This window comes from Streptomyces sp. NPDC050564 (assembly GCF_044457265.1).
In the GTDB taxonomy this organism is placed as follows: Bacteria; Actinomycetota; Actinomycetes; order Streptomycetales; family Streptomycetaceae; genus Streptomyces.
Genome location: NZ_JBITGS010000016.1, coordinates 114,406 through 139,216 on the forward strand (window position 1 = coordinate 114,406; position 24,811 = coordinate 139,216).

The 24,811-nt window shown below is 70.5% G+C and carries 20 protein-coding genes and 1 riboswitch; of the genes, 11 read left to right on the forward strand and 9 right to left on the reverse strand.

Annotated elements, in window-relative coordinates:
* Positions 1-82 precede the first annotated feature (82 nt).
* The 4 genes from ACIBK0_RS25405 to ACIBK0_RS25420 all read right to left on the reverse strand — a co-directional run bounded on the left by ACIBK0_RS25405 (position 83) and on the right by ACIBK0_RS25420 (position 5,061).
* On the reverse strand, positions 83-763 hold the full coding sequence (locus ACIBK0_RS25405; protein WP_399084230.1) for a response regulator: 681 nt from the start codon (positions 761-763) through the stop codon (positions 83-85).
* Complete coding sequence (locus ACIBK0_RS25410) at positions 760-2,511, reverse strand: ATP-binding protein (RefSeq protein ID WP_399084233.1); 1,752 nt, start codon at positions 2,509-2,511, stop codon at positions 760-762. The genes ACIBK0_RS25405 and ACIBK0_RS25410 overlap by 4 nt, the downstream gene beginning before the upstream one ends.
* A 198-nt stretch (positions 2,512-2,709) precedes the next feature.
* Positions 2,710-3,654: a sucrase ferredoxin gene (locus tag ACIBK0_RS25415; RefSeq protein WP_399084236.1), complete on the reverse strand. Its 945-nt coding sequence runs from the start codon at positions 3,652-3,654 to the stop codon at positions 2,710-2,712.
* 147 nt (positions 3,655-3,801) lie between these two features.
* Complete coding sequence (locus ACIBK0_RS25420) at positions 3,802-5,061, reverse strand: citrate synthase (protein WP_399084239.1); 1,260 nt, start codon at positions 5,059-5,061, stop codon at positions 3,802-3,804.
* Between the two features lie 96 nt (positions 5,062-5,157).
* Between ACIBK0_RS25420 and ACIBK0_RS25425 the strand changes: the two genes are divergently transcribed.
* Positions 5,158-6,324 carry a citrate synthase gene (locus tag ACIBK0_RS25425; RefSeq protein WP_399084242.1) on the forward strand — a complete coding sequence of 389 codons (1,167 nt, stop codon included), beginning with the start codon at positions 5,158-5,160 and terminating at the stop codon, positions 6,322-6,324.
* 254 nt (positions 6,325-6,578) lie between these two features.
* Here the strand turns inward: ACIBK0_RS25425 and ACIBK0_RS25430 are convergent, their stop codons facing one another.
* Positions 6,579-6,815 (reverse strand): hypothetical protein, encoded by a 237-nt coding sequence (locus ACIBK0_RS25430; RefSeq protein ID WP_399084245.1) that lies wholly within the window; start codon positions 6,813-6,815, stop codon positions 6,579-6,581.
* A gap of 138 nt (positions 6,816-6,953) precedes the next feature.
* A complete protein-coding gene (locus tag ACIBK0_RS25435; RefSeq protein WP_399084248.1) occupies positions 6,954-7,472 on the reverse strand; it encodes a DUF6082 family protein in 519 nt (172 codons plus the stop codon).
* Positions 7,473-7,853: 381 nt separating this feature from the next.
* Here ACIBK0_RS25435 and ACIBK0_RS25440 point away from each other — a divergent pair, with 381 nt between their 5' ends.
* Positions 7,854-8,993, forward strand: coding sequence for a CobW family GTP-binding protein (locus ACIBK0_RS25440; protein WP_399084251.1), 1,140 nt, complete (start codon positions 7,854-7,856; stop codon positions 8,991-8,993).
* A 1-nt stretch (position 8,994) separates the two neighbouring features.
* Here the strand turns inward: ACIBK0_RS25440 and ACIBK0_RS25445 are convergent, their stop codons facing one another.
* Positions 8,995-11,454 (reverse strand): DNA topoisomerase (ATP-hydrolyzing) subunit A, encoded by a 2,460-nt coding sequence (locus tag ACIBK0_RS25445; protein ID WP_399084254.1) that lies wholly within the window; start codon positions 11,452-11,454, stop codon positions 8,995-8,997.
* A gap of 265 nt (positions 11,455-11,719) precedes the next feature.
* On the opposite strand from ACIBK0_RS25445, the gene ACIBK0_RS25450 reads away from it, so the two are divergent.
* The 4 genes from ACIBK0_RS25450 (at position 11,720) to ACIBK0_RS25465 (ending at position 16,505) form a co-directional block, all read left to right on the forward strand.
* Positions 11,720-13,066 carry a M16 family metallopeptidase gene (locus tag ACIBK0_RS25450; protein WP_399084257.1) on the forward strand — a complete coding sequence of 449 codons (1,347 nt, stop codon included), beginning with the start codon at positions 11,720-11,722 and terminating at the stop codon, positions 13,064-13,066.
* Positions 13,063-14,451 (forward strand): M16 family metallopeptidase, encoded by a 1,389-nt coding sequence (locus ACIBK0_RS25455; protein ID WP_399084261.1) that lies wholly within the window; start codon positions 13,063-13,065, stop codon positions 14,449-14,451. The genes ACIBK0_RS25450 and ACIBK0_RS25455 overlap by 4 nt, the downstream gene beginning before the upstream one ends.
* Before the next feature lie 234 nt (positions 14,452-14,685).
* A riboswitch (cyclic di-AMP (ydaO/yuaA leader) is annotated at positions 14,686-14,845 on the forward strand.
* Positions 14,846-14,858: 13 nt separating this feature from the next.
* A complete protein-coding gene (locus ACIBK0_RS25460) occupies positions 14,859-15,623 on the forward strand; it encodes a M23 family metallopeptidase (protein WP_399084264.1) in 765 nt (254 codons plus the stop codon).
* A gap of 186 nt (positions 15,624-15,809) precedes the next feature.
* Positions 15,810-16,505, forward strand: coding sequence for a GntR family transcriptional regulator (locus tag ACIBK0_RS25465; protein WP_399084267.1), 696 nt, complete (start codon positions 15,810-15,812; stop codon positions 16,503-16,505).
* 215 nt (positions 16,506-16,720) lie between these two features.
* On the opposite strand, the gene ACIBK0_RS25470 is transcribed toward ACIBK0_RS25465, so the two are convergent.
* Positions 16,721-17,002 carry an HPr family phosphocarrier protein gene (locus ACIBK0_RS25470; protein WP_028802270.1) on the reverse strand — a complete coding sequence of 94 codons (282 nt, stop codon included), beginning with the start codon at positions 17,000-17,002 and terminating at the stop codon, positions 16,721-16,723.
* Positions 17,003-17,179: 177 nt separating this feature from the next.
* On the opposite strand from ACIBK0_RS25470, the gene ACIBK0_RS25475 reads away from it, so the two are divergent.
* From ACIBK0_RS25475 to ACIBK0_RS25490, 4 genes are all read left to right on the forward strand, one after another.
* Complete coding sequence (locus ACIBK0_RS25475; RefSeq protein WP_399084271.1) at positions 17,180-20,101, forward strand: GNAT family N-acetyltransferase; 2,922 nt, start codon at positions 17,180-17,182, stop codon at positions 20,099-20,101.
* 163 nt (positions 20,102-20,264) lie between these two features.
* Complete coding sequence (locus ACIBK0_RS25480; RefSeq protein WP_399084274.1) at positions 20,265-20,852, forward strand: DUF5998 family protein; 588 nt, start codon at positions 20,265-20,267, stop codon at positions 20,850-20,852.
* Positions 20,852-22,039, forward strand: coding sequence for an alkaline phosphatase family protein (locus tag ACIBK0_RS25485; RefSeq protein ID WP_399084277.1), 1,188 nt, complete (start codon positions 20,852-20,854; stop codon positions 22,037-22,039). Before ACIBK0_RS25480 ends, ACIBK0_RS25485 begins: the two co-directional genes overlap by 1 nt.
* Positions 22,040-22,086: 47 nt before the next feature.
* Positions 22,087-22,734: a thymidine kinase gene (locus ACIBK0_RS25490; RefSeq protein ID WP_399084280.1), complete on the forward strand. Its 648-nt coding sequence runs from the start codon at positions 22,087-22,089 to the stop codon at positions 22,732-22,734.
* Between the two features lie 21 nt (positions 22,735-22,755).
* On the opposite strand, the gene ACIBK0_RS25495 is transcribed toward ACIBK0_RS25490, so the two are convergent.
* A complete protein-coding gene (locus ACIBK0_RS25495; protein WP_399084283.1) occupies positions 22,756-23,559 on the reverse strand; it encodes a VOC family protein in 804 nt (267 codons plus the stop codon).
* A gap of 324 nt (positions 23,560-23,883) precedes the next feature.
* On the opposite strand from ACIBK0_RS25495, the gene ACIBK0_RS25500 reads away from it, so the two are divergent.
* Positions 23,884-24,711, forward strand: a complete 828-nt coding sequence (locus ACIBK0_RS25500) for a sulfurtransferase (protein ID WP_399084286.1) — start codon at positions 23,884-23,886, stop codon at positions 24,709-24,711.
* Positions 24,712-24,811 lie beyond the last annotated feature (100 nt).

The window sequence follows — 24,811 nt, forward strand, 5'->3', positions numbered from 1 at the left end:
CCTCGCGCGCGTACGGCTGGGCTCCCGACAGCCGTACGCGCGGTGGTGCGCGGCCGCTTCCCCCGCACCGCCGGCCGTGCCCTCAGGCGCGGGTCGCCCAGACGTAGCGATGCTCCGGGCGGCCCGCGTCGCCGTATTTGAGGGTCAGCCTGGCCCTCCCGGTGCGCTCCAGGAGCTTCAGATAGCGCTGGGCGGTCTGCCGGCTCAGGCCGGTCTCCTCCGCGACCTCCTGGGCCGACAACGGGCCCTCCGCGTTCACCAGGGCGCGGCGAACCAACTCCGCGGTGGCGGGGGAGTGGCCCTTGGGCAGACCCGGCTCCGCGCTCGCCGACAGGGCACCGAAGATCCGGTCCACCTCGGACTGCTCGGCCTCGCCGCCGCCGTCGAGGGTGCGGCGCAGATCCGCGTACGCCTCCAGCTTGGCGCGCAGGCCCGCGAAGGCGAACGGCTTCACCAGGTACTGGAGTGCGCCCTGCCGCATCGCGGCCTGGACCGTCGAGATGTCACGGGCCGCGGTCACCATGATCACGTCGGTCTGTTGGCCGCGCCGGCGCATCTCCTGGACGACCGCGAGGCCCGTCTCGTCCGGCAGATAGTGGTCCATGAGGACCAGATCCAGGTGGGGCAGCGTCTCCATCCGGCGCAGCGCCTCGGCCGCGCTGTGCGCCTCGCCGGCGACATGGAAGCCCGGGACCTTCTCCACATAGGCGGCGTTGACCCGCGCGACCCGGGTGTCGTCGTCCACGACCAGGACCTCGATCATCGCGACTCCTCCTTGGCATCCGTGGCGTCCATGGCGGTGGTGGTCTCCGCGGAGTGGGACGGTCCCGGCACGAGGTGGGGCTCGGGCACAAGGCCCGCGTCAGGTGTCGCCGGACCCACTGCCTCCGGGGCGAGCTCCGGTTCCGTGAGCGCCTCCGGCAGTACGACCGTGAACTCCGCGCCCCCGCCGTCCGCCTCGGTCACCTCGGCGCTGCCGCCCTGCCGCTCGGCGAGTCGGCGCACCAAGGGGAGGCCGATTCCACGCTTGCCGTGCGCCGGCGGCTTCTTGGTGGTCCATCCGTCGGTGAAAACCAACTCCCGACGTTCCTCCGGGATTCCGGGGCCGGTGTCCCGTACCCGTAGCACGGTGGTACGCCCCTCGGCGCGCAATTCGACCTCCACGCGTGCGTGGGGCGTGCCCGCGACGGCGTCGAGCGCGTTGTCGACGAGATTCCCGACGACGGTGACCAGCCCTCTCGGGTCGATCAGCCGATCGGGCAGCAGGGTCCGATCCGAGATCCACAGGGCCACACCGCGCTCGGCCGCGACGGTCGCCTTGCCGACCAGCAGGGCGGCGAGCAGCGGGTCGTGGATCTTCTCCGTGACCTGTTCCGCGGTCACCCTGTGGTCGCCGACCACTTCTCCGACGAACTCCACGGCGTCGTCGTACATCTCCAGTTCGAGCAGCCCGAGGAGCGTGTGCATGCGGTTGGCGTGCTCATGGTCCTGGGCGCGCAGTGCGTCGATCAGACCGCGCGTGGAGTCGAGCTCGCGGCCCAGTTGTTCCAGCTCCGTGCGGTCGCGCAGGGTGGCGACGGCGCCGCCGTCGTCGGTGGGCATGCGGTTGGCGACCAGGACGCGCTGGCCACGGACGGTGAGCAGGTCGGTGCCGGTGACGCGTCCGGCCAGGACGTCCGCCGTACGACCCTCGCCCAGCGCCTCGTCCAGGGACTTGCCGACGGCCTCGTCGCCGATGCCCAGCAGCCGCCGTGCCTCGTCGTTGAGCAGCCGGATGCGGCCGCCGCGGTCGAGGGCGACCACTCCCTCCCGGATACCGTGCAGCATCGCCTCGCGCTCGTCGAGCAGCGCCGAGATGTCGGAGAAGGCCAGGTCCCGGGTCTGCCGCTGCACCCGGCGGGAGATCAGCCAGGCGGCCAGCGCGCCCACCGCGAGGGCACCGCCGGCGTAGGCGAACAGCCCCGGGATCGCGCTGATCAGCCGGGCGCGCACGCTGTCGTAGGCGATGCCGACCGAGACCGCCCCGATGATTCGGTGGTCGGCGTCGTACAGGGGCACCTTGCCCCGGGCCGAGCGGCCCAGGGTGCCCCTGTCGATCTCCATGACGTCCTTGCCGGCCAGGGCGTCGCTGGGGTCGGTGGAGACGCGGTGGCCGATCTGCCCGGGGGTGGGGTGCGACCAACGCACCCATCGCCGGTCCATCACCACGATGTACTCGGCGTTGGTGGCGTGCCGGATCCGCTCGGCCTCCTTCTGCACCGGGCCATTCGTGGTCGGCGGGGTGTTCTGGACGCCTTCGGCGATCTGCGGGTCCTGAGCCGTGGTCTCGGCGATGGCCAGGGCGCGGTGCATGGCCTCCTGGTCCAGCTGCTTGCTCAGCGGCGCCAGGAAGAGCCCGGTCGCGAGCACGGCGACTCCCGCGGCGATCGCCACCTGCATCAGCAGCACCTGCGAGAACACCCGCCGCGGCAGACCGAGGCGCCGTCGTCGTGCGGGGGGAGTGGGGCTCATACCTAGACGGTACGGGGGCGTGCGGGCTCCACCGTAGGGGTGTGGCGTGGATCTCTTGATCGTCGGGTGTGGGAGCCGTGGCAGAGCTCGCTGGACGCGCAGGCATCGTGTCGGAGCTCAGCGGGACGTGCGGGCGTCGCGTGGGCGGGAGGTCGCCTCGACGGGCCGGCGGGGAGCCGCCTGGTCCGGGATCAGCCGTCAGCAGGGCACGGCGAGCGCCGTCCGTGCCGGCTCCCGTACCGCCACCACGTCCATCCGGGCCGGCGACCCCAGTGCCGAACCGCAGCTCTCCGGGCGGGGCGGCAGCGAGGCGCCCTGCGCGACGATCACGCGCCACAGGCGCCCGTCGATGTGGGCGACGGTGACTTCCCAGCGCGGTGCGGCACCATCCGTGCGCACCACGGTCAACGCATCGGCGGCGTGCTCTCCGGTGGCCCTGCGCACGGCCAGCTCGGCTGCCTGGCCCGGCCGCTCCCAGGCGGAGCGCCCGCGGCAGCCGTCGGTGATCACACGCCCCTCCTGTACGCCCTGGAGGATTTCCTTGACTGCGTGGGCCTCGGCGCGCCCGTACGCGAATCCGTACGGCAGGACGAGCAGCGTGGGCGAGAACCGGTGACCGCCCAGGTGGGTGACCTCCCAGGTGCCCGCCACCTCGGAGGCGGCGAGCTGAGCCGCGAGGGGGCGTCCGAGCAGGGCGCAGCAGCGATCGCGCTTGCCGTTGGTGCAGACGAGGGCGAGCGGGCCACCTGTGTGGGGCCGCCCCTGGAAAGCCGCGTCGAAGGTATGGGGGTCGCCCATGCCGAGCGCGGCGAAGTCGAGGTTGAGCGCCTGCTCTGGATCGGACGTTGTGGCGCTGTGCAGCCATGCGTTTCCCGGAGTGGTGTGGGCCGCATACACATGGCGCTCGGAGGGCGTACCGCAGTCGGCGTGCCGTCCGGGTCGCCGGATGAGCGCGATCCGTACTCCGGTGCCCTCCGCGGCTGCTTCGAGAGCGCGGCCGAGCACGGGGTCCAGGTGGCTCGAAGTGAGCGCCTTGGCACCCCAGGGGCCGGGCTGCTCGATCAGCAGCCAGGTCCTCGCGGTGGCTGCGGTCCCCGCGAGGGGCTCGTCGAGGTGCCGCGACGCGGTCGTGCACGTACTCACAGAGGTGAGCCTAACCTGACTTGGGTCGGGGTGACTTCCGACCGCGCAGACGGGGGCGCGTTTGGGGCGCTCTGGGAGCGCGACAGGGCGTGGGGGAGCTCACCCGGGGGCCGCCGGCTGTGTCCGCGCCCCCTGCTTCAGACCGCCTCAGCCGGGCAGCGGCTGCGGTGGGCGCGCGCCCACGTACCGACCGCTGGGGCGCATACGCAGCGGGTGCTCCTCGTATTCCTCCAAGGTGTGGGCGATCCAGCCCGCAGTACGGGCGATGGCGAAGACCGTCTCGCCCGCGGAGGCCGGCATGCCGGAGGAGACGGTGAGGACGGCCAGGGCCAGGTCGACGTTGGCGTGCAGGGGTGTATGGCGGGCGGTGGTGGTGACGATGTCGTGGGCCGCCGCCAGGGCGGGCGCCGCGCCGGGGACCTGCTTCAGGAGGGCGAACAGGGCGCTCGCGCGTGGATCCTCGCCGGGGTAGAGCCGGTGGCCGAGTCCCGGGACGCGGCGTCCGGCGCGCAGCTCGTCCGCCACCACCGGAGCCGCGGTGCCGCGATCCAGCACGTCGAGGAGCAGCCGGTGCGCGAGCCCGCTGGCCGCGCCGTGCAGCGGGCCTTCGAGCACACCGAGGCCCGCCGACACGGCGGCGTAAGCGTGGGCTCGGGCCGACGCGGCGACCCGGACCGCGAGCGTCGAGGCGGCCAAGTCGTGGTCGACGAGCAGCCCAAGTGCCGTGTCCAGCGCGCGCAGTGACTCCTCGTCGGGCGCACGGCCGGTGAGCCGGGCCCAGAGACGGTGGGCCAGCGGGCCCTCGTCGCGGTGGTCATGCCTCATGGGCGGCAGCGCGGCGACGAGCGTGGGGATGAGGGTGCGTCCGGTGCCGAGGACGGCGTCCTCGGAGAGATCGAAGCGCAGCGGGTCGGCGGTCGCCGCGGCGATCGTGGCGACGCGCAGCCGGTCCGTGGGGCCGCTGTGCTCGGGCAGCGCGTCGACTGCGCGGCGGGCGACGGCGACGGACGCCTCCGGGGCGGTGAATCTGATGCCGGGGCGCAGTTCTCCGGTCCACAGCCATTCGGTGATCTCTTCGTAGGAGTACCGCGCGGCAAGCTCGGTCGCGTCGACGCCGCGGAAGTAGTACCGGTCCTTGTCGATCAGGGTGATGCCGGTACGGACCGACAGTTCACCGCCGGTATTCGAACTCCCGCCGGTCTGCCGTCTGTTGCGCCGCGCGAGAGCCTCCACCTCCTTGGCGTCGAACGTGCTCCCACGCCCTCCGGGTTCACGACGGCTGCTGAGCTGACCGCGGCTCACATACGCGTACACGGTCTCGGCCTTCACGCCGAGCAGCTCGGCGGTCTCCTTGGTGCTGAGCCGTCGGCCCTGGCGCCCTGGCGCTGCCGCTTCTCGATCCCTCATGGCGTCACCGTATCCATGTATCGGCTTATTGATTCAATCAACATTGACAGGCATTGAGTCAAGCATGGACAGTCGAATCAAGTCCAGGGAGGAAACATGCCGATCAACCGCGCCCCGTCCACTCCTGTCGATGTACCGCGAGGACTCGCGGGCGTCGTCGTCACCGACACCGAACTGGGTGACGTCAGGGGGCTGGAGGGCTTCTACCACTACCGCCAGTACTCGGCCGTCGAACTCGCGCAGACCCGCGGCTTCGAGGACGTCTGGCATCTGCTGGTCCACGGCGAACTGCCCGACGCGGCTCAGCGCGCCGCCTTCACCGCGCAGACCGCGGCGCTGCGCGGGCTTCCGGACGAGGTGCGGACCGCATTGCCCGCGATCGCTGCGGCGACGGGGCTGTCGGGACCGCTCGCCGGACTGCGCACCGCGCTCTCGCTGCTCGGCGCCTCGTTGGGGTTCCGGCCGGTGTACGACATTGACGCCGACCGGCGTCGAGCAGACACCCTGGCGGCGTCCGCGGCCGTACCGACGTTGCTCACCGCGCTGTACCGGCTCGGGCAGGGGCTGGAGCCGGTGGAGCCCCGTGACGACCTCGCGTACGCGGCCAACTATCTGTACATGTTGACGGGTTCGGAGCCGGATGCCGCGCGGGTCCGGGCGGTCGAGCAGTACTTGATATCGACCATTGATCACGGATTCAATGCATCAACGTTCACGGCGCGGGTGATCACGTCGACGGGCGCGGATGTGGCGGCGTGCCTCGTGGGCGCGGTCGGTGCCCTCTCGGGGCCTCTCCACGGCGGCGCCCCCAGTCGTGCGCTCGACACCCTGGACGCGATCGGCACTCCCGACGGCATCGCCCAGTGGATCCGCGAACGTGTCCTCGCCGGCGATCGCATCATGGGCTTCGGTCACCCCATCTACCGCACGGAAGACCCCCGTTCGCGCATGCTCCGCGGCATCGCGCAACAGTTCGGCGGCCCACTGGTCGACTTCGCCGTCGAGGTCGAGCGCCAGGTGGAGGCGATTCTGGCCGAACTCAAGCCCGGCCGTGAGCTGCACACGAACGTGGAGTTCTACGCCGGCGTGGTCATGGAACTGTGCGGCCTGCCCCGCGAGATGTTCACCCCCACCTTCGCCGCAGCCCGCGTCGTCGGCTGGAGCGCCAACATCCTGGAACAGGCGGAGGACTCGAAGATCATTCGACCGGTGGCTCGGTACGTGGGGCCCGTGGCACCGGTAGCGGTGCCCGAGGCGGCGTGAGACATGCGTGAGGTCCGGCACCGATCAGTGCCGGACCTCGCCAAGCTCTCGTCGAGCGCCACTGGGCGGGTGGGCGCCGGGCTGCTCGGTCTGTCCCTGCGCGGCGGGGATGGTGCACGTGCGCGGGAGGGGAAGGATCGGGAGGGGAAGGGCGCGGGCTGCGTGGACGCGTCCTCTGGAGGTGAGCCTCAACGGGGTGACCGGGTGGACCTCAACAGGTGACGAGCGTGTCCATGCGTGGCCGTGCGGCCTCTTCAGGCGTCGGGGATATCGGCTTTCGCGCGCACAAGCGTTTCCCGGCTGACGATGACGATCCGCTCGTAGTCCGCTCTCGCGGCGTCGGCGGGAAGCTCACCGTCGAGCGTCGCTGTGGCTTCCGTCCCGATGACGGCGAAGTTGCCGTCACTGAGCTCGAAGATGTCGGGGCAGGTCTCGCCGGACAGACTGCCGCGTTCGCGGGGGGACGCACCGATGCGGCGCACGATCTTCAAGGTTCTGGTCCTCGCCTCTAGACGTGAAGGACCCCGGTCCTCACGCTGCTGGGCAGGCGAAGGCCGGGGGCCAGGTTAGCCCGATACGGGCGGGGTCAGGGTAAACCTTTGATTGTTTCTGTTGTGGGAAGTCCGGCGTTACTCCTCGGGTGGTTCCCCCACGACCCACCATTGCTCGGTGTCTGACTCATCCAGATCGTGGATGAGCGCGTCCACCATCTGACCTACTCGGGCCTCCTCCGAAGTGCTCTTGAGGCTCGCGCGATGATGGCGCGTCGCGTCCCAGTAGTCGCGAAAGACCGCGCTCTGGCAGATCACCCGAAGATGCCCGTGCAGCTCTTCCCAGTTGACGACGCCGACCCGGTAGGCGAGGAGGGCGTTGGTGTACATCGCGTTGGCGAAGAGGTACTGGCGCCGCTTGGTCGGATCGACCTCGTCGATGGTGCTCAGGACCTCGGCGAGGTCCGGATCGTCCAGAGCCTTGTCGAGCAGGTAGGCCTGCAGGCGTTGTTGCTCCGCGAGCCTCGCGTCCCGATCGTTGTTCCGCTCCACCTGTGCGACCCGCAGGCGCAGTGCTTCGAACCGACGCTGTTGAGCGGCCAGGATCACGAGGACCCCGACCGCGAACGTGAGCCCCGCCGTCGCGGCAGAACTCAACCCCCGTACCCCAAAGTTCTGTGTGGCCATGTCAACCCCCGAATCAGGCGACCGTCCGCCGGTCGTCGGTTGTGGGCGACGGGGAGCGGACCGGCGAGCGGTGGGCGGCGCGCTTGCCGTCTCCCAGTTTTGCCGAGCGGCTCTGATCGGCAGGGAGGCGGAGAGGAGGCGCACGGAGGGAAGTGCGGGTCGCGTATCCCGGCGCCATGTCCAACGTGTGCCCCGCGAGCGCCGCTAACAATCGTTCACTTCGCGGCGATTCCTCCCGCTCGTATCCTGGGTCGGCATTGATTCCTCGCAGGAGTGCCGGTGCGTGAGCCGCTCTCGTACGGGAGCCGGTCCGTGAACCGGCGCACGCACCGGTGTGAAAGAGGTCGCGCGTTGAGCCAGCCCAGTCCGCAGCCGATCCCGACGGACCAGCTCTTGATCGAGCAGAGCGCGGCCCAGCAGATCCCGGTCGTCGTCATCGCCGGATTCCTGGGCGCAGGCAAGACCACCTTGCTGAATCATCTGCTGCACCGCAGCGGCGGCAGCCGGATCGGGGCCATCGTCAACGACTTCGGCGCCATCGAGATCGACGCCATGGCGGTGGCGGGAGCGCTGGGGGATTCCACGGTCTCCCTGGGGAACGGCTGCCTGTGCTGCGCCGTCGACGCCAGTGAGCTCGATGAGTATCTGGGGCGGCTTGCTCATCCCTCGACCCGTATCGACGTCATCGTCATCGAGGCGAGCGGGCTCGCCGAGCCGCAGGAACTCGTGCGGATGGTGCTCGCCAGTGAGCATCCGCGGATCGTGTACGGCGGGCTTGTGGAAGTCGTCGACGCCGTCGAGTTCGACGGTACGCGCGAGAAGCACCCCGAGGTCGACCGGCATCTCGCGCTCGCCGATCTCGTCGTCGTCAACAAGATCGACCGGGCGCCGGACGGTGAGCGGGTACTCGGCGTCGTCAGGGATCTTGTCGACCGCGCCGCCGTCGTTCCCGCGGACTACGGCCGTATCGACCCCGAGTTCCTGTTCGACTGCAGGCCGAGCGAGGAGCGCATCGGGCAGTTGTCCTTCGACGACCTCCACCGGCACGACGAGAGCGATCGCCGGAGTCACCACGACCACCTGCACTCTGTGTACGAATCCCTCTCCTTCAGCTCCGAAGTGCCGTTCGACCCCAGGAAGTTGATGGACTTCCTCGACAGCAGGCCCGAGGGTCTCTACCGCATCAAGGGTTACGTCGATTTCGGCGTCCAGGACAGCGCCAACCGGTACGCCGTGCATGTCGTCGGGCGGTTCCTGCGCTTCTATCCGGAGCCCTGGGGCCGTGCCGAGGCGCGTCTCACCCAGCTCGTCCTCATCGGCTCCGGCATCGACACGGCGGCTCTGACCAAGGAGCTGGAGGCCTGCAAAGAGGACGCCCCACACGCCGACGAGCACAGCATGTGGGGCGTTCTCCGTTACGTGCAGGACGGCCACGCAGGGCAGTACAGCCACGTGGACGAGGAGCCCGAAGGCCTCGAAGCGGCCGGTTGAGCTACACCGGGCCCGCCACCACCGAGACCGTCTTCGCCAGCGACACGCCCGAGCCGTCGCGGCGCGGGTCCATCTCCGGCAGCTCGGCGGGCGTGCCGTTCTTCTGCGCGGCCCGGGCCGGTGTCGCGCCGGCCCAGGCCAGCGACAGGCAGTCCTCGCCCTTCAGGAACCGCTGGCAGCGCACGCCACCCGTGGCGCGGCCCTTGCGGGGGTACTGGTCGAACGGGGTCAGCTTGGCCGTGGTCTGGACGGAGTCGTCCAGCGTGCCGCGCGAGCCCGCGACCGTGAACACCACCGCGTCCACCGCCGGGTCGACCGCCGTGAAGGAGATCACCTTCGCGCCGTCGGCGAGCTTGATGCCCGCCATGCCGCCCGCCGCACGGCCCTGCGGGCGCACCTGGGAGGCCTGGTAGCGCAGCAGCTGAGCGTCGTCCGTGATGAAAACCAGATCCTCCTCGCCGGTGCGCAGTTCGACCGCGCCGACGATCCGGTCGCCGTCCTTGAGGGTGATGACCTCCAACTCCTCCTTGTTCGACGGGTAGTCGGGCACCACGCGCTTGACGACACCCTGCTCCGTACCGAGGGCCAGACCCGGCGACGACTCGTCGAGCGTCGTCAGGCAGACCACCGTCTCATCCGGCTCCAGGGAGGACAGGAACTCCGAAATCGGCGCGCCGCCGGAGAGGTTGGGTGCCGCCGCCGTCTCCGGCAGCTGCGGGAGGTCGATCACGTTCAGCCGGAGCAGGCGGCCCGACGAGATGACCGCACCGACCTCGCCACGGGCCGTCGCGGGCACCGCGGAGACGATCACGTCGTGCTTGGTGCGCTTGGCGTCCTCGGCTTCGCCGAAGGGGTCGCCGTTGGCCGTACGGGCGAGGAGACCCGTCGAGGACAGCAGCACCCGGCAGGGGGCGTCCGCCACTTGGAGCGGGACCGTCGCGGCGGGGGTGCCCGCAGACTCCAGGAGCACCGTGCGCCGGTCGGTGCCGAACTTCTTGGCCACCGCGGCCAGTTCGCCGGAGACCAGCTTGCGCAGCTCCGCGTCCGACTCCAGGATGCCGGTCAGCTCGTCGATCTCGCCGTTGAGCCGGTCGCGCTCCGACTCCAGCTCGATGCGGTCGAACTTGGTCAGGCGGCGCAGCGGCGTGTCGAGGATGTACTGCGTCTGGATCTCGCTCAGTGAGAAGTGCTCGATCAGGCGCTCCTTGGCCTGCGCCGAGTTGTCGCTGGAGCGGATGAGGCGGATGACCTCGTCGATGTCCAGGAGGGCGACGAGCAGGCCCTCGACCAGGTGCAGCCGGTCGCGCTTCTTGCCGCGGCGGAACTCGCTGCGGCGGCGCACGACATCGAAGCGGTGGTCGAGATAGACCTCCAGGAGCTCCTTGAGCCCCAGGGTGAGCGGCTGGCCGTCCACCAGCGCCACGTTGTTGATGCCGAAGGACTCCTCCATCGGCGTCAACTTGTAGAGCTGCTCCAGGACCGCTTCCGGCACGAAGCCGTTCTTGATCTCGATGACCAGGCGCAGGCCGTGCGCGCGGTCCGTGAGGTCCTTCACGTCGGCGATGCCCTGCAGCTTCTTGTTGCCGACCAGGTCCTTGATCTTCGCGATCACCTTCTCCGGGCCGACGGTGAAGGGCAGTTCGGTGACGACGAGGCCCTTGCGGCGCGCGGTCACGTTCTCCACCGACACCGTGGCGCGGATCTTGAAGGTGCCGCGGCCCGACTCGTACGCGTCCCTGATCCCGGAGAGTCCGACGATCCGACCGCCGGTGGGCAGGTCGGGGCCCGGGATGTACTTCATCAGCGTCTCGAGGTCGGCCCCCGGGTACCTGATGAGGTGGCGGGCGGCGGCGATGACCTCGCCGAGGTTGTGCGGCGGCATGTTGGTGGCCATGCCGACCGCGATGCCGGACGAGCCGTTGACCAGCAGGTTCGGGTACGCCGCCGGAAGGACGTCCGGCTCCTGCTCCTGGCCGTCGTAGTTCGGCGTGAAGCCGACCGTGTTCTCGTCGATCGACTCGGTCATCAGTGACGTCGCGTCGGCCATCCGGCACTCGGTGTAACGCATGGCGGCCGGCGGGTCGTCGTTTCCGAGCGAACCGAAGTTCCCGTGCCCGTCGACCAGCGGCAGGCGCATCGAGAAGGGCTGGGCCAGGCGCACCAGCGCGTCGTAGATCGACGCGTCTCCGTGCGGGTGGAGCTTACCCATGACCTCACCGACGACGCGGGCGCACTTCACATAGCCGCGATCGGGGCGCAGGCCCATCTCGTTCATCTGGTACACGATGCGGCGGTGCACGGGCTTGAGGCCGTCGCGTGCGTCCGGCAGGGCTCGCGAGTAGATGACCGAGTACGCGTACTCGAGGAAGGAGCCCTGCATCTCGTCCACGACGTCGATATCGAGGATCTTCTCCTCGTACGAGTCGTCGGGCGGCGGGGTCTTCGTGCTGCGGCGGGCCATCGCTGCTGCGGCTCCTTCACAGTCTCTGCCGGGGCATGAACGGGATCTGACGCGGACCATTGTGGACCGCCCCACTGACAACGCGGACCGCGACCCGTCCGTAGCGGGTCTCGGAGGGCCTCCTGGGACACGGCTGTGACGTACGGGAGTCTCGCTCTCGGCGTACGAGGTGCGGGAACTTCGCCAGCTGTCGGCGCGCTTGCATACAGTGGCAGGACCGACAGGAAATACGCAGTTTTCCGCGATCGAAGGGACGTACATGCCCATGGGTCACACGGCCACAGCTGAGGCAGGCTCCGGCGGCCTGACAGCGACCGAGCACCGCCTGGCCAACGGCCTGCGCGTGGTGCTCTCCGAGGATCACCTGACCCCGGTCGCGGCGGTGTGCCTCTGGTACGACGTCGGCTCGCGCCACGAGGTCAAGGACCGTACCGGCCTTGCTCACCTCTTCGAGCACTTGATGTTCCAGGGCTCCAAGCAGGTCCACGGCAACGGGCACTTCGAGCTCGTTCAGGGCGCCGGCGGCTCGCTCAACGGCACCACGAGCTTCGAGCGCACCAACTACTTCGAGACCATGCCCGCCCACCAGCTGGAGCTCGCGCTCTGGCTGGAGGCCGACCGCATGGGCTCGCTGCTCGCGGCGCTCGACGACGAGTCCATGGAGAATCAGCGGGACGTCGTCAAGAACGAGCGCCGGCAGCGGTACGACAACGTGCCCTACGGCACCGCGTTCGAGAAGCTGACCGCGCTGGCGTACCCCGAGGGCCACCCGTACCACCACACGCCGATCGGGTCGATGGCGGACCTGGACGCCGCCACGCTGGAGGACGCGCGCGCGTTCTTCCGCACGTACTACGCGCCCAACAACGCGGTCCTGTCGGTCGTCGGTGACATCGATCCGCAGCAGACGCTCGCCTGGATCGAGAAGTACTTCGGTTCCATTCCCGGGCACGACGGCAAGCCCGCCCCGCGCGACGGCTCGCTGCCCGAGGTCATCGGCGAGCAGCTGCGCGAGGTCGTCGAGGAAGAGGTCCCGGCGCGCGCCCTGATGGCCGCTTACCGGCTCCCGGAGGACGGCACGCGTGCGTGCGACGCGGCCGACCTGGCGCTCACCGTCCTCGGCGGTGGCGAATCCTCCCGGCTCTACAACCGGCTGGTGCGCCGCGACCGCACTGCCGTCGCGGCCGGGTTCGGCCTGCTGCGGCTCGCCGGAGCGCCCTCCCTGGGGTGGCTCGACGTGAAGACGTCCGGCGATGTCGAGGTCCCGGTGATCGAGGCCGCCGTGGACGAGGAGCTCGCCAGGTTCGCCGAGGAGGGCCCCACCGCCGAGGAGATGGAGCGCGCGCAGGCCCAGCTGGAGCGCGAGTGGCTGGACCGGCTGGGCACGGTCGCGGGCCGCGCCGACGAACTGTGCAGGTTCGCCGTCCTGTTCGGCGATCCGCAGCTCGCCCTGACCGCCGTGCAGCGTGTCCTCGCCGTCACCGCCGAGGAGGTCCAGGAGGTCGCCAAGGCCCGCCTGCGCCCCGACAACCGCGCGGTGCTCGTCTACGAGCCGATCGCCCCCGAAGACACCGACGCCGCTGACGACACCGACGAGGAGACGGCGAAGTGACCGAGCTGGCCAGCATGGACTTCCACCCGCAGCCCCAGGCCGGTGAGGCCAAGCCGTGGGCCTTCCCCTCGCCCGAGCGTGGCACGCTCGACAACGGCCTGACGCTCCTGCGCTGCCACCGCCCCGGCCAGCAGGTCGTCGCCGTCGAGGTGATCCTCGCCGCGCCGCTGGAGGCCGAACCGGCGGGCCTCGACGGCATCGCCACGATCATGGCGCGTGCCTTCTCCGAGGGCACCGACAAGCACTCCGCCGAGGAGTTCGCCGCCGAGCTGGAGCGCTGCGGTGCCACCCTCGACTCGCACGCCGACCACCCTGGCGTGCGCCTGTCGCTCGAAGTGCCCGTCTCGCGTCTGCCCAAGGCGCTCGGTCTGCTCGCCGACGCCCTGAGGGCACCGGCGTTCGCGGACAGCGAGGTCGAGCGACTGGTCCGCAACCGACTGGACGAGATCCCGCACGAGACAGCCAACCCGGCCCGCCGCGCCGCCAAGGAGCTCTCCAAGGAGCTGTTCCCGGCGACCTCGCGCATGTCGCGTCCGCGCCAGGGCACCGAGGAGACCGTCCAGAAGATCGACTCGGCGACCGTCCGCGCCTTCTACGAGAAGCACGTACGCCCCGCGACGGCCACCGCCGTCATCGTCGGTGACCTGACCGATGTCGACCTCGACAAGTTGCTCGCCGACACGCTCGGCTCCTGGACCGGCTCGTCCGCCGAGCCACGCCCCGTGCCGCCGGTGAGCGCCGACGACACCGGCCGCGTGATCATCGTGGACCGCCCCGGCGCCGTCCAGACGCAGCTGCTCATCGGCCGCGTCGGCGCCGACCGGCACGACCGCGTCTGGCCCGCCCAGGTGCTCGGTACGTACTGCCTCGGCGGCACCCTCACCTCACGCCTGGACCGCGTCCTGCGCGAGGAAAAGGGCTACACCTACGGTGTGCGGGCGTTCGGCCAGGTGCTGCGCTCCGCTCCGGACGGCACGGGCGTCGCGATGCTCGCCATCAGCGGCTCGGTGGACACGCCGAACACCGGTCCGGCGCTCGACGACCTGTGGAAGGTGCTGCGTACCCTCGCCGCCGAGGGCCTGACGGACGCCGAGCGCGACATCGCCGTGCAGAACCTGGTGGGTGTGGCGCCCCTCAAGTTCGAGACCGCGGCGGCCGTCGCGAGCACGCTCGCCGACCAGGTCGAGCAGTACCTGCCGGACGACTACCAGGCGACGCTCTATCAGCAGCTCGCCGCGACGGGCACCGTGGAGGCCACCGTGGCCGCCGTGAACGCCTTCCCGATGGATCGTCTGGTGACCGTCCTGGTGGGTGACGCCGCGCAGATCGAGGAGCCCGTCAAGGCGCTCGGAATCGGTGAAGTGACCGTCGTCCGGGCCGAGTAGAGCAGCGCGACTTCCTGAGGACCCAGGTGACTGAAGAGTCACCTGGGTCTCCTTTTGCCCGAACTTCGGGTCTCTTTCCGGACTTCGTCCACAAGGTGTCCGTATTGATAGGGAGGTTGCCTGTCTGCCCTGTGGCATGCGCTACAAAAGCCGTGATCCGTTTGTTGATTGAAAGATGCCCCGCTTAGCGTCGATCCGGCTGTTCGTCAGGCAGTGCGCCGCGCCCGCGGCACCGGACAGTCATCGCCGAGTCCCCGTACGGCGCGAGCCAGGGGAGCCGGGGACCCGCACGCAGTCCCTGGGGTGAATCGGACGCCCTCCCCGGAGGGAGTCCGTAGGAGACCTTCCTGCTCCGAACCCGTCAGCTAACCCGGTAGGCGAGAAGGAAGGAAAGGATCAGCCCCTACATGGCGTTCACCTGTGGCACAGGGAAGCACCGTCGCCCGAGCCGCGTGAAGCGCACGACCACGAACGCCGTCGGCGTCGCGGCGCTCACCACCACCGGCGTCATCGGAACCCTGGCTGCCCCGGCACTCGCCGCGGACACCTCCGCCGAGCAGACCGGGCTGACCCCGATCATCACCATCGGCGACACCCTGGCCGAGAAGATCGACGAGCAGGCCGTCGCCCAGCAGCGAGCCGCCGACGAGGCCGCCGCGCAGAAGAAGGCCGAGGAGGCCGCCCGCAAGCAGGCCGCGGCGAGGGCCAAGGAGGCGCGCGAGGCCAAGGAGCGCGCCGCCCGCGCAGCCGAGCGCAAGCGTCTCAACACCTTCGTCCTGCCGATCACCGGCTCGTACATCTCCACCGGCTACAAGGCGGGCGGCAGCCTCTGGTCCTCCGGCAGCCACACGGGCGTCGACTTCCACGCCGCGTCCGGCACCTCGGTGCACGCCGTCGGCTCCGGCACGGTCGTCACGGCCGGCTGGGGCGGCGCGTACGGCAACCAGATCGTCATCAAGATGCACGACGGCACGTACACGATGTACGGGCACCTCTCGTCCATCGGCGTCTCGGTGGGCCGGACGGTCACCCCGGGCCAGCAGATAGGCCTCTCCGGGTCCACCGGCAACACGACTGGGCCGCACCTTCACTTCGAGGCCCGTACGACCGCGGAGTACGGCTCGGACATCGATCCGGTCGCGTACCTTCGCTCGCACGGTGTGAACGTCTGACGAGCGCTTCATCAGTTCCGTTGCCCCGGCTCGCCGAGCCGGGGCATCGTCGTTTCACGCGGCCGCGTGTCCAAAAAATATCTATGGATTCCGGCCTGCCATCGGAAATTCCGGCTCCCTGCAATAGAGTCACTGAACAAGCGTCAATCGATGGCGTTTCGCGGGGATTAAAGCGGAGGTCCGGTCATGCGTATTCCGGCGCACTCGGTATGCACGGCGATCCGTGACGACATCGTCGCGGGTGTCTACGAGCGAGGCGGCCGGCTCACCGAGGAACTGCTCGCGCGCCGGTACGGCGTCTCGCGCGTCCCCGTACGCGAGGCCCTGCGGACGCTGGAGGCCGAGGGCTTCGTCGTCACCCGTCGGCACGCGGGCGCGTGCGTCGCGGAGCCCACCGAGCAGGAGGCCTCCGATCTGCTGGAGATGCGCATGCTCCTTGAGCCGCTGGGGGCCGCGCGGGCCGCGCAGCGCCGTACCGAGGCCCACCTCAAGGTGCTCCGAGGCCTGGTCAGGCTGGGCCAGGAGCGGGCCAGAAGGGGCCACAGCGAGGATCTGCGCTCGCTGGGCGGCTGGTTCCACGAGACCCTCGCGCAGGCCTCCGGAAGCCCCGCGCTCACTTCCACGCTCGCCCAGCTGCGGCACAAGATCGCGTGGATGTACGCGGTGGAGGCGTCGCCCGACCCCGCGGAGTCCTGGGCGGAACACGGCGGCATCGTGGACGCCGTGGCGCGCGGCGACAGCGAGCGGGCCCGGGCGATCACGGCCCTGCACACCGAGCGCGCCGCGGCCGCACACCGGCTCCGTTTTCCCGCCGGTGGAGATCGTCCGGACCGTGTGAGGACTTCGCAACCTCCCGTAAACATGACGGGCCCGCGGCATTAACACGGGCGCCGTATACAAAGAGGGATATTCGGCAGCGGCCTATTTTTGCTGTCCCTCTTTTCGCGTGCCGGGAATTCCGGTGCGTGTTATTTCCGTGGGCGTGACGCGGGGCGCGCGGTGACATGCGCGGAATTCCTGGGCGGCCTACGGAAAACGGCTGAGCCGCGCCGCCCGGGAAGGGGCGACGCGGCTCAGCCGCATGGTGTCCGAAATGCTCAGACGGTCTCGGGGAGCTCCTCGAGACCCTCGGCGACCAGCTTCGCCAGACGGTCGAGGGCGGCGTCCGCACCCTCGGCGTCGGAGGCGAGAACGATCTCCTCGCCGCCCTGGGCGCCCAGGCCGAGGACGGCGAGCATGGAGGCCGCGTTGACGGGGTTGCCGTCGGCCTTGGCGATCGTCACGGGGATACCGGAGGCCGTCGCGGCCCGGACGAAGATGGAAGCGGGGCGGGCGTGAAGGCCCTCGGCCCAGCCGACGTTGACGCGGCGCTCAGCCATGTGATGCTGCCCTTCAGGTTTTCAGGGTTGTCTAGACCAGTGTCCCATATCGTGAAGCGTCTCCGGAGCGGTCCTTCGTCCCGTCCGGAGTGTTGTCGGATCGCGGCCTCGATCCGACTTCCGTTCCCCACAGACTGCCTCGCGCCGTTGTCGGACGCGAGCCGTACTCTGGGGCCCATGCAGACCTCGTCGGACCGGCACGAGTACCCCGCTCACTGGGAGGCGGACGTGGTGCTGCGTGACGGTGGTACCGCACGCATCAGGCCCATCACCATTGATGACGCCGACCGCCTGGTCAGCTTCTACGAGCAGGTCTCGGCCGAGTCGAAGTACTACCGCTTCTTCGCGCCGTACCCACGACTGTCCGCCAAGGATGTCCACCGCTTCACGCACCACGACTTTGTGGACAGGGTGGGTCTCGCGGCCACGGTGGGCGGCGAGTTCATCGCCACCGTACGCTATGACCGCATTAATGCCGACGGCCTGCCCGCCTCCGCACCCGCGGACGAGGCCGAGGTCGCCTTCCTCGTGCAGGACGCGCACCAGGGCCGCGGTGTCGCCTCCGCCCTCCTGGAACACATCGCGGCCGTGGCCCGCGAGCGCGGCATCCGTCGCTTCGCCGCCGAGGTGCTGCCCGCCAACACCAAGATGATCAAGGTGTTCACGGATGCCGGCTACCAGCAGAAGCGGCACTTCGAGGACGGCGTCGTACGCCTGGAGTTCGACCTCGAACCCACCGACCGGTCGCTCGCCGTGCAGCGCGCGCGGGAGCAGCGCGCCGAGGCCCGGTCCGTGCGGCGGCTGCTCGCACCCGGCTCGGTCGTCGTCATCGGCGCGGGCCGCACACCCGGCGGTGTCGGCCGCAGCGTCCTCACCAACCTCCGCGACGCCGGATTCACCGGCCGTCTGTACGCGGTGAACAAGGCGCTCCACGAGAAGGAGCTCGACGGAGTCCCCGCGCACCGCTGCGTCCGCGACATCGACGAGCCCGTCGACCTCGCCGTCGTCGCGGTGCCCGCGCCGCTCGTCCCCGAGGTCGTCGCCGAGTGCGGTGAGCACGGGGTGCAGGGGCTCGTGGTGGTGTCCGCCGGGTATGCCGAGAGCGGCCCCGAAGGACGCGAACGCCAGAGCGAACTCGTGCGCCAGGCGCGTACGTACGGCATGCGCATCATCGGCCCCAACGCCTTCGGGGTCATCAACACGTCCCCCGAGGTCCGCCTCAACGCCTCGCTCGCCCCGGAGATGCCGCGCCCCGGGCGGATAGGCCTGTTCGCCCAGTCCGGCGCGATCGGGATCGCCCTGCTGTCCCGGCTGCACCGGCGCGGCGGCGGTGTCACCGGCGTGACCGGCGTGTCGACCTTCGTCTCCTCCGGGAACCGGGCGGACGTGTCCGGCAACGACGTACTCCAGTACTGGTACGACGACCCGGACACCGACGTCGCCCTGATGTACCTCGAATCCATTGGCAACCCACGCAAGTTCACGCGCCTCGCACGCCGGACAGCGGCGGCGAAGCCGCTGGTCGTGGTCCAGGGGGCGCGGCACGGCGGAGCGGCTCCCCAGGGGCATGCCGTACGGGCCACGCGGTTGCCGCACGCCACGGTGTCCGCGCTGCTGCGGCAGGCGGGGGTGATCCGGGTCGACACGATCACCGAGCTCGTCGACGCGGGGCTTCTGCTGGCACGCCAGCCGCTTCCTGCCGGGCCCCGGGTGGCGATCCTCGGGAACTCGGAGTCGCTCGGGCTGCTCACCTACGACGCGTGTCTGGCCGAAGGGCTTCGGCCGCTTCCTCCGTTGGATCTGACCACGGGGGCCTCGGCGGAGGACTTTCACGGGGCGCTTGTGCGGGCCTTGACCGACGACAAGTGCGATGCCGTCGTCGTGACCGCCATACCGGCGGTCGGGGAGACGTCGGCTCAAGACGCGGCCTTGGCCGAGGCCCTTCGCTCGGCGGCGGCTTCGGTTCCGGCGAAACCGGTGCTGGTGGTGCACGTCGAGCTCGGTGGGCTCGCCGAGGCGTTGTCTGCCGCGGCCAGTACTGCACCACAGATCGGTTCGACGGCACCCCGCGGTGCCCGTCCGCCCTTCTCGGCCGCGCACGAGCGGCGGGGCCCCGATCGCCCTGCAGAACGGTTGCCGACCGCGGGAGCGGCACGCCCGGCCGTCGCGGGAGCGGCACAACCGCCTCTCGCGGAGGCCACCCGGCCGCCCGTCCCCGAAGATCCCCTCACGGCCTCCCGCCTCATCCCGGCCTACCCCGCCGCCGAGCGTGCCGTCCGTGCGCTCGCACAGGCCGTGAAGTACGCCCAGTGGCGGCGTGACGCCGCCGAGCCGGGCAAGGTGCCCGAGTACGAGGACATCGACGAGAAGGGGGCCGCCGAGCAGATCGACGGGCTGCTCGCGCGGGGCGAGGGGCTGACGCTCGGCACGGAGGAGACCTGCGGACTGCTCGGGCGGTACGGCATCGATGTACGTCGTGCCCTGCCCGCGCCCACGCCGGACCATGCCGTCGCGGCCGCGCGCGCCCTCGGCTACCCCGTGGCCCTCAAGACCACCGCCCCACACCTGCGGCACCGCGCTGACCTGGGCGGTGTACGACTCGATCTGGCGGACGAGGAGCAACTGCGCCGGGCGTACGCGGAGTTGACGGAGCTGTTCGGGAAGCCGGAGGAGCTGCGGCCGGTCGTGCAGGCGATGGCCCCGCGCGGGGTCGACACCGTCGTACGGACGGTGATCGATCCGGCGGCCGGGGCGGTGCTCTCGTTCGGGCTCGCCGGCGCCGCCTCGGAGCTGCTCGGGGACACGGCGCACCGGCTGATTCCGGTCACCGACCGGGACGCGACCTCACTGGTCCGGTCGATCCGGACGGCGCCGCTCCTGTTCGGCTGGCGGGGCTCCGCGCCGGTGGACACGGCGGCCCTCGAAGAGCTGATGCTGCGCGTGTCCCGGCTGGTCCACGACCACCCGGAGGTCGTCGCGGTCTCCCTGGAGCCCGTCGTCGTCGCCCCGCGCGGTCTGAGCGTGCTGGGCGCCACCGTGCGGCTGGCCCGCGCTCCCGTCCGCGACGATCTCGGCCCGCGGACTCTCCCCGTGGTCTGAGCCGCCGCTGATCCCTGCGTTCTGATCAGCATGCCCGGATCAGCATGCCCGGATCAGCACGTCCTGATCAGCACGCCCTGATCCCTACGCGTATCTGTTCCGTCCACGACAGACACACGCGAGCGGTGCCTCGCAGTCAGTGGGCCCCCGTAGGATGGACTTCATGGCCAAGACCAGTACGACGACCCAGGGGCTGCGAGCGGCGATCGAGCGCAGCGGCTACTACCCGGCCCTCGTGGCCGAGGCGGTGGAGGCCGCGATCGGCGGCGAGGCCATCCGGTCGTACCTGGTCCACCAGGAGACGACGTTCGACGCGAACGAGGTGCGGCGGCACGTCACCGTGCTCGTCCTCACCGGCAACCGCTTCATCGTGAGCCACACCGACGAGCAGAACGCGGACACGACGTCGCCGACGCCGTACGCCACGACGTCCACCGAGTCGGTCAAGCTCGGCCGGATCTCGTCGGTGGTCGTCAGCCGAGTCGTCGCCAACCCCGAGTCGTACGCGCCGGGCACGCTGCCCCGCGAGGTCGTCCTGACCATCGGCTGGGGCGCGGTCTCCCGCATCGACCTGGAGCCCGCCGCCTGCGGCGACCCCAACTGCGAGGCGGACCACGGCTACACCGGCAACTCGACGGCGGACGACCTGAGCCTGCGCGTCAGCGAGGCCGGGGACGGCCCGGAGACCGTGCGCCAGGCCCTCGCCTTCGCGCAGTCCCTCTCCGAGGCGACCGCGGACATCACGCGCTGATGGCACTGCCCGCCTGGGACCACCCGGAACCCCTCGCCGTCGACTCCGCGCCCGTCCCCGAGTACGGCACCGGCTCGCTGGCCGACCTGCTGCCCACGCTGGCCGCGGGCATGGCCGTGCCCGGCGTGACCGTCGCGATACCAGAGCTGACCGAGGCCGACCGGAACTGCGTCTTCCTGATCGACGGTCTCGGCTGGGAGCAGCTGAAAGCGCACCCCGACGAGGCGCCCTTCATGACGTCTCTCCTGGCGTCCTCCCGCGGAGGCACCGGACGGCCGATCACCGCCGGCTATCCGGCGACCACCGCGACCTCTCTCGCCTCCGTCGGTACCGGCCTGCCGCCCGGAGCGCACGGCCTGCCCGGCTACACCGCGCGCAACCCGGGGACCGGCGAGCTGATGAACCAGCTCCGATGGAACCCGTGGACGGAACCGCGCGCCTGGCAGCCCTACCCCACGGTCTTCCAGCTGGCCGACGCGGCGGGCGTGCACACCGCGCAGGTTTCGTCCCCCACTTTCCAGAACACCCCGCTCACCAAGATCGCACTGAGTGGCGGAACGTTCCATGGGCGGCTCTCCGGCGAGGAGCGCATGGACCTCGCGGCCGAGCAACTGGCCGTCGGGGACCGCTCGTTGGTCTACACGTACTACGCGGAGGTGGATGGCAAGGGTCACCGCTTCGGCGTCGATTCGGACCCCTGGCGCGGCCAGCTCATGTATGTCGACCGCCTGGTCCAGCGCCTCGCGGAGCAGCTGCCGCCGCGCAGCGCCCTGTACGTCACCGCCGACCACGGCATGATCGACATTCCCTTCGACGAGCAGCACCGCATCGACTTCGACGAGGACTGGGAGCTGCGCGCCGGCGTCGCCCTGCTCGGCGGCGAGGGCCGTGCCCGGCATGTCTACGCGGTGTCGGGCGCGGAGGCGGATGTGCTGACCTGCTGGCGCGAGGTGCTCGGCGAGCAGTTCTGGGTGGCCTCGCGGGACGAGGCGATCGCGGCGGGCTGGTTCGGCCCGCACGTCGACGAGCGGGTGTACGCCCGGATCGGCGACGTGGTCGCGGCGGCTCGCGACGATGTCCTGATCATCGCGACCGAGCGGGAGCCGAAGGAGTCGGCGATGGTCGGCAACCACGGTTCGATGACCCCCGTCGAGCAGCTCGTGCCCCTGTTGCAAGTACGCTCCTGAAGCCCCCCCTCTCGAATCCTCTGTTGCCGAAAGGTGCTCAACTCCCCATGCCCGAGCTGGTGTTCTTCTCCGGAACGATGGACTGCGGGAAGTCGACGCTGGCTCTCCAGATCGAGCACAACCGCTCGGCGCGGGGCCTGCAGGGCATGATTTTCACGCGCGACGACCGCGCGGGCGAGGGCAAGCTCTCCTCGCGCCTGGGCCTGGTCACGGACGCGGTGGAGGTGGCGGACGACCAGGATCTGTACGCGTACCTCGTCGAGCACCTCTCCCAGGGCGGCCGGGCTGACTACGTGATCGCGGACGAGGCCCAGTTCCTGGCTCCCCGTCAGATCGACCAAGTGGCCCGCGTGGTGGACGACCTGGGCATCGACGTCTTCGCCTTCGGCATCACCACCGACTTCCGCTCCAAGCTCTTCCCCGGCTCCCAGCGCCTCGTGGAGCTGGCCGACCGGGTCGAGGTCCTCCAGGTCGAGGCCCTGTGCTGGTGCGGCGCCCGCGCCACCCACAACGCCCGCACGATAGGCGGCGAGATGGTCGTCGAGGGCGCTCAGGTCGTCGTCGGCGACGTCAACCAGTCCGAGGACATCGGCTACGAGGTCCTGTGCCGTCGGCATCACCGCCGCCGTATGACGGCCGCGACTGCTCGCGCGGGCGCCCTGTCGCCGGACGTGCTGCCGATCGCCTCGGCCTGATCTCAGGGGCGTTCAAAGCTCTCAGCGGACGGCGTGGATCAGCGAGAACATCGCGCCTTCCGGATCCGCCACCGTCGCCACCCGTCCGTAGGGCGAGTCGTGGGCGGCCTTGAGCAGGTGCCCGCCGAGCTCGACGACACGCTCGACGGCATCGTCCACGTCAGCGGCCTCGAAGTACGTCATCCAGTGCGGGCCCCGGTCGCGGGGCAGGCCGTGGCCGACACCGTGGATGCCGGCCACCGGGCGGCCGCCGACGTGCAGGGTCACGTAGTCGAAGTCGGCCGAGACGACCGGCTCCAGCTCGTAACCGAAGACCCCGCGATAGAACTTGACGACGCTCTCGGTGTCGCGGGTCACCAACTCGTTCCAGGCGGGGGTGCCCGGCACACCGGTGATCCCCGTGCCCAGGTGCGCCGCCGCCTGCCAAACGCCGAAGACGGCGCCCGTCGGGTCCGACGCGATCGCCAGGCGCCCCGCCTCGGCGGCATCGAGAGGACCGACGCCCACGGTGCCGCCGCTGTGCCGTACGGTCTCGGCGGTCAGGTCCACGTCGTCCGAGGCGAGATACGGCGTCCAGGCCACGGGCAGATGGCGGTCGGGCGGCAGCTGGCCGATCCCCGCCACCTCGTGGCCGTCCAGCAGGGCTCGCACATACGGGCCGAGCTGCTGCGGTCCCGGCCGGAACTCCCAGCCGAACAGCGCTCCGTAGAACTCCTGGGTCGCGGCCATCCCGTGCACCATCAGGCTCACCCAGCAGGGTGTGCCGGGCGTGTGCCGAGCGTGCGTTGTGCCGTTCAGGCCGGCCGACCCCCGTGCCTCGGTCATCGTCACTCTCTTCTCGGCCCCTCGCGGTGGCCGGTCACCTTCCGCCTACGAACACGCGTACCGCGGTCGCGTACGTGCACGCCCCGTGCCGATGTTCGCACCACCGGTCGCTCCGCGCGTCCCGGCCCCGCCGCCCTTCAGCGGCGCACGGCCGGAGGATGCCCGGTGTGCCGTTTCCCGTCCGTTTCGGCATGATTGCCGCGCGGTGTCCATCGGCTGTACAGCATGTGCCCGATCCCATACGCCTCGTGATCGGACCTGTCCGGCCGAGCAGAGTAGCCGGACATGGACGAAGCGGCCACCCCGTGCGCAAGGATGGGGGCCATGAACGCCATCATCTCCGCATCCGAACTCGCGAGCGACCTGGCCGGACCGACCCCTCCGGTCCTCCTCGACATCCGCTGGCAGCTGGGTGGTCCGAACCTGCGCTCCGACTACGAGAAGGCGCACATTCCAGGGGCCGTTTTTGTCGATTTGGATTCCGAACTTGCTGGTCCGGCGGGTTCGGAGGGCAGGCATCCACTTCCCGATCTCGAGGTCTTCGGCGCGGCGATGCGAGCGGCAGGAGTGTCCGCCGACCGCGATGTCGTCGTGTACGACGGCGGGCAGGGCTGGGGCGCTGCGCGCGCGTGGTGGTTGCTGGGCTATACGGGTCACCCCTCGGTACGCGTGCTTGACGGCGGGCTCGCGGCCTGGAGCGGGCCGGTGTCCTCGGAGGTCCCCATGCCGGCCCCCGGGACCTTCGTACCGCAGGCCGGTGCGCGGCCGCTGCTCGACGCGGACGGGGCGGCGGCGCTCGCCCGCACAGGGCTGCTGCTGGACGCCCGGGCCGGTGAGCGGTACCGGGGCGAGGTCGAGCCGATCGACCCCGTCGCCGGCCACATCCCCGGTGCGGTCTCCGCGCCGACCACGGAGAACGTCACCGACGACGGACAGTTCCTGCCCGCCTCCGAACTCGCGGACCGGTTCAAGTCCCTCGGGGCGACCGGCACTTCCGAGGTCGGCGTCTACTGCGGCTCGGGTGTCTCCGGCGCCCACGAGGTGCTCGCGCTGGCCGTCGCGGGCATCCCCGCCGCTCTGTACGTGGGCTCCTGGTCGGAGTGGTCTCGGAACGGCAGCCGCCCGGTCGCGGTGGGCCCCGACCCGCAATAGTCGCGCTTCGGGCAGCGGCCCTTCGCCGTGGGACCGGGCCCTCCGTGACAGCGATGAGGCCCGCGGCAACCTGGCGCGGGCCTCGAGCGGTGGCAGCGAA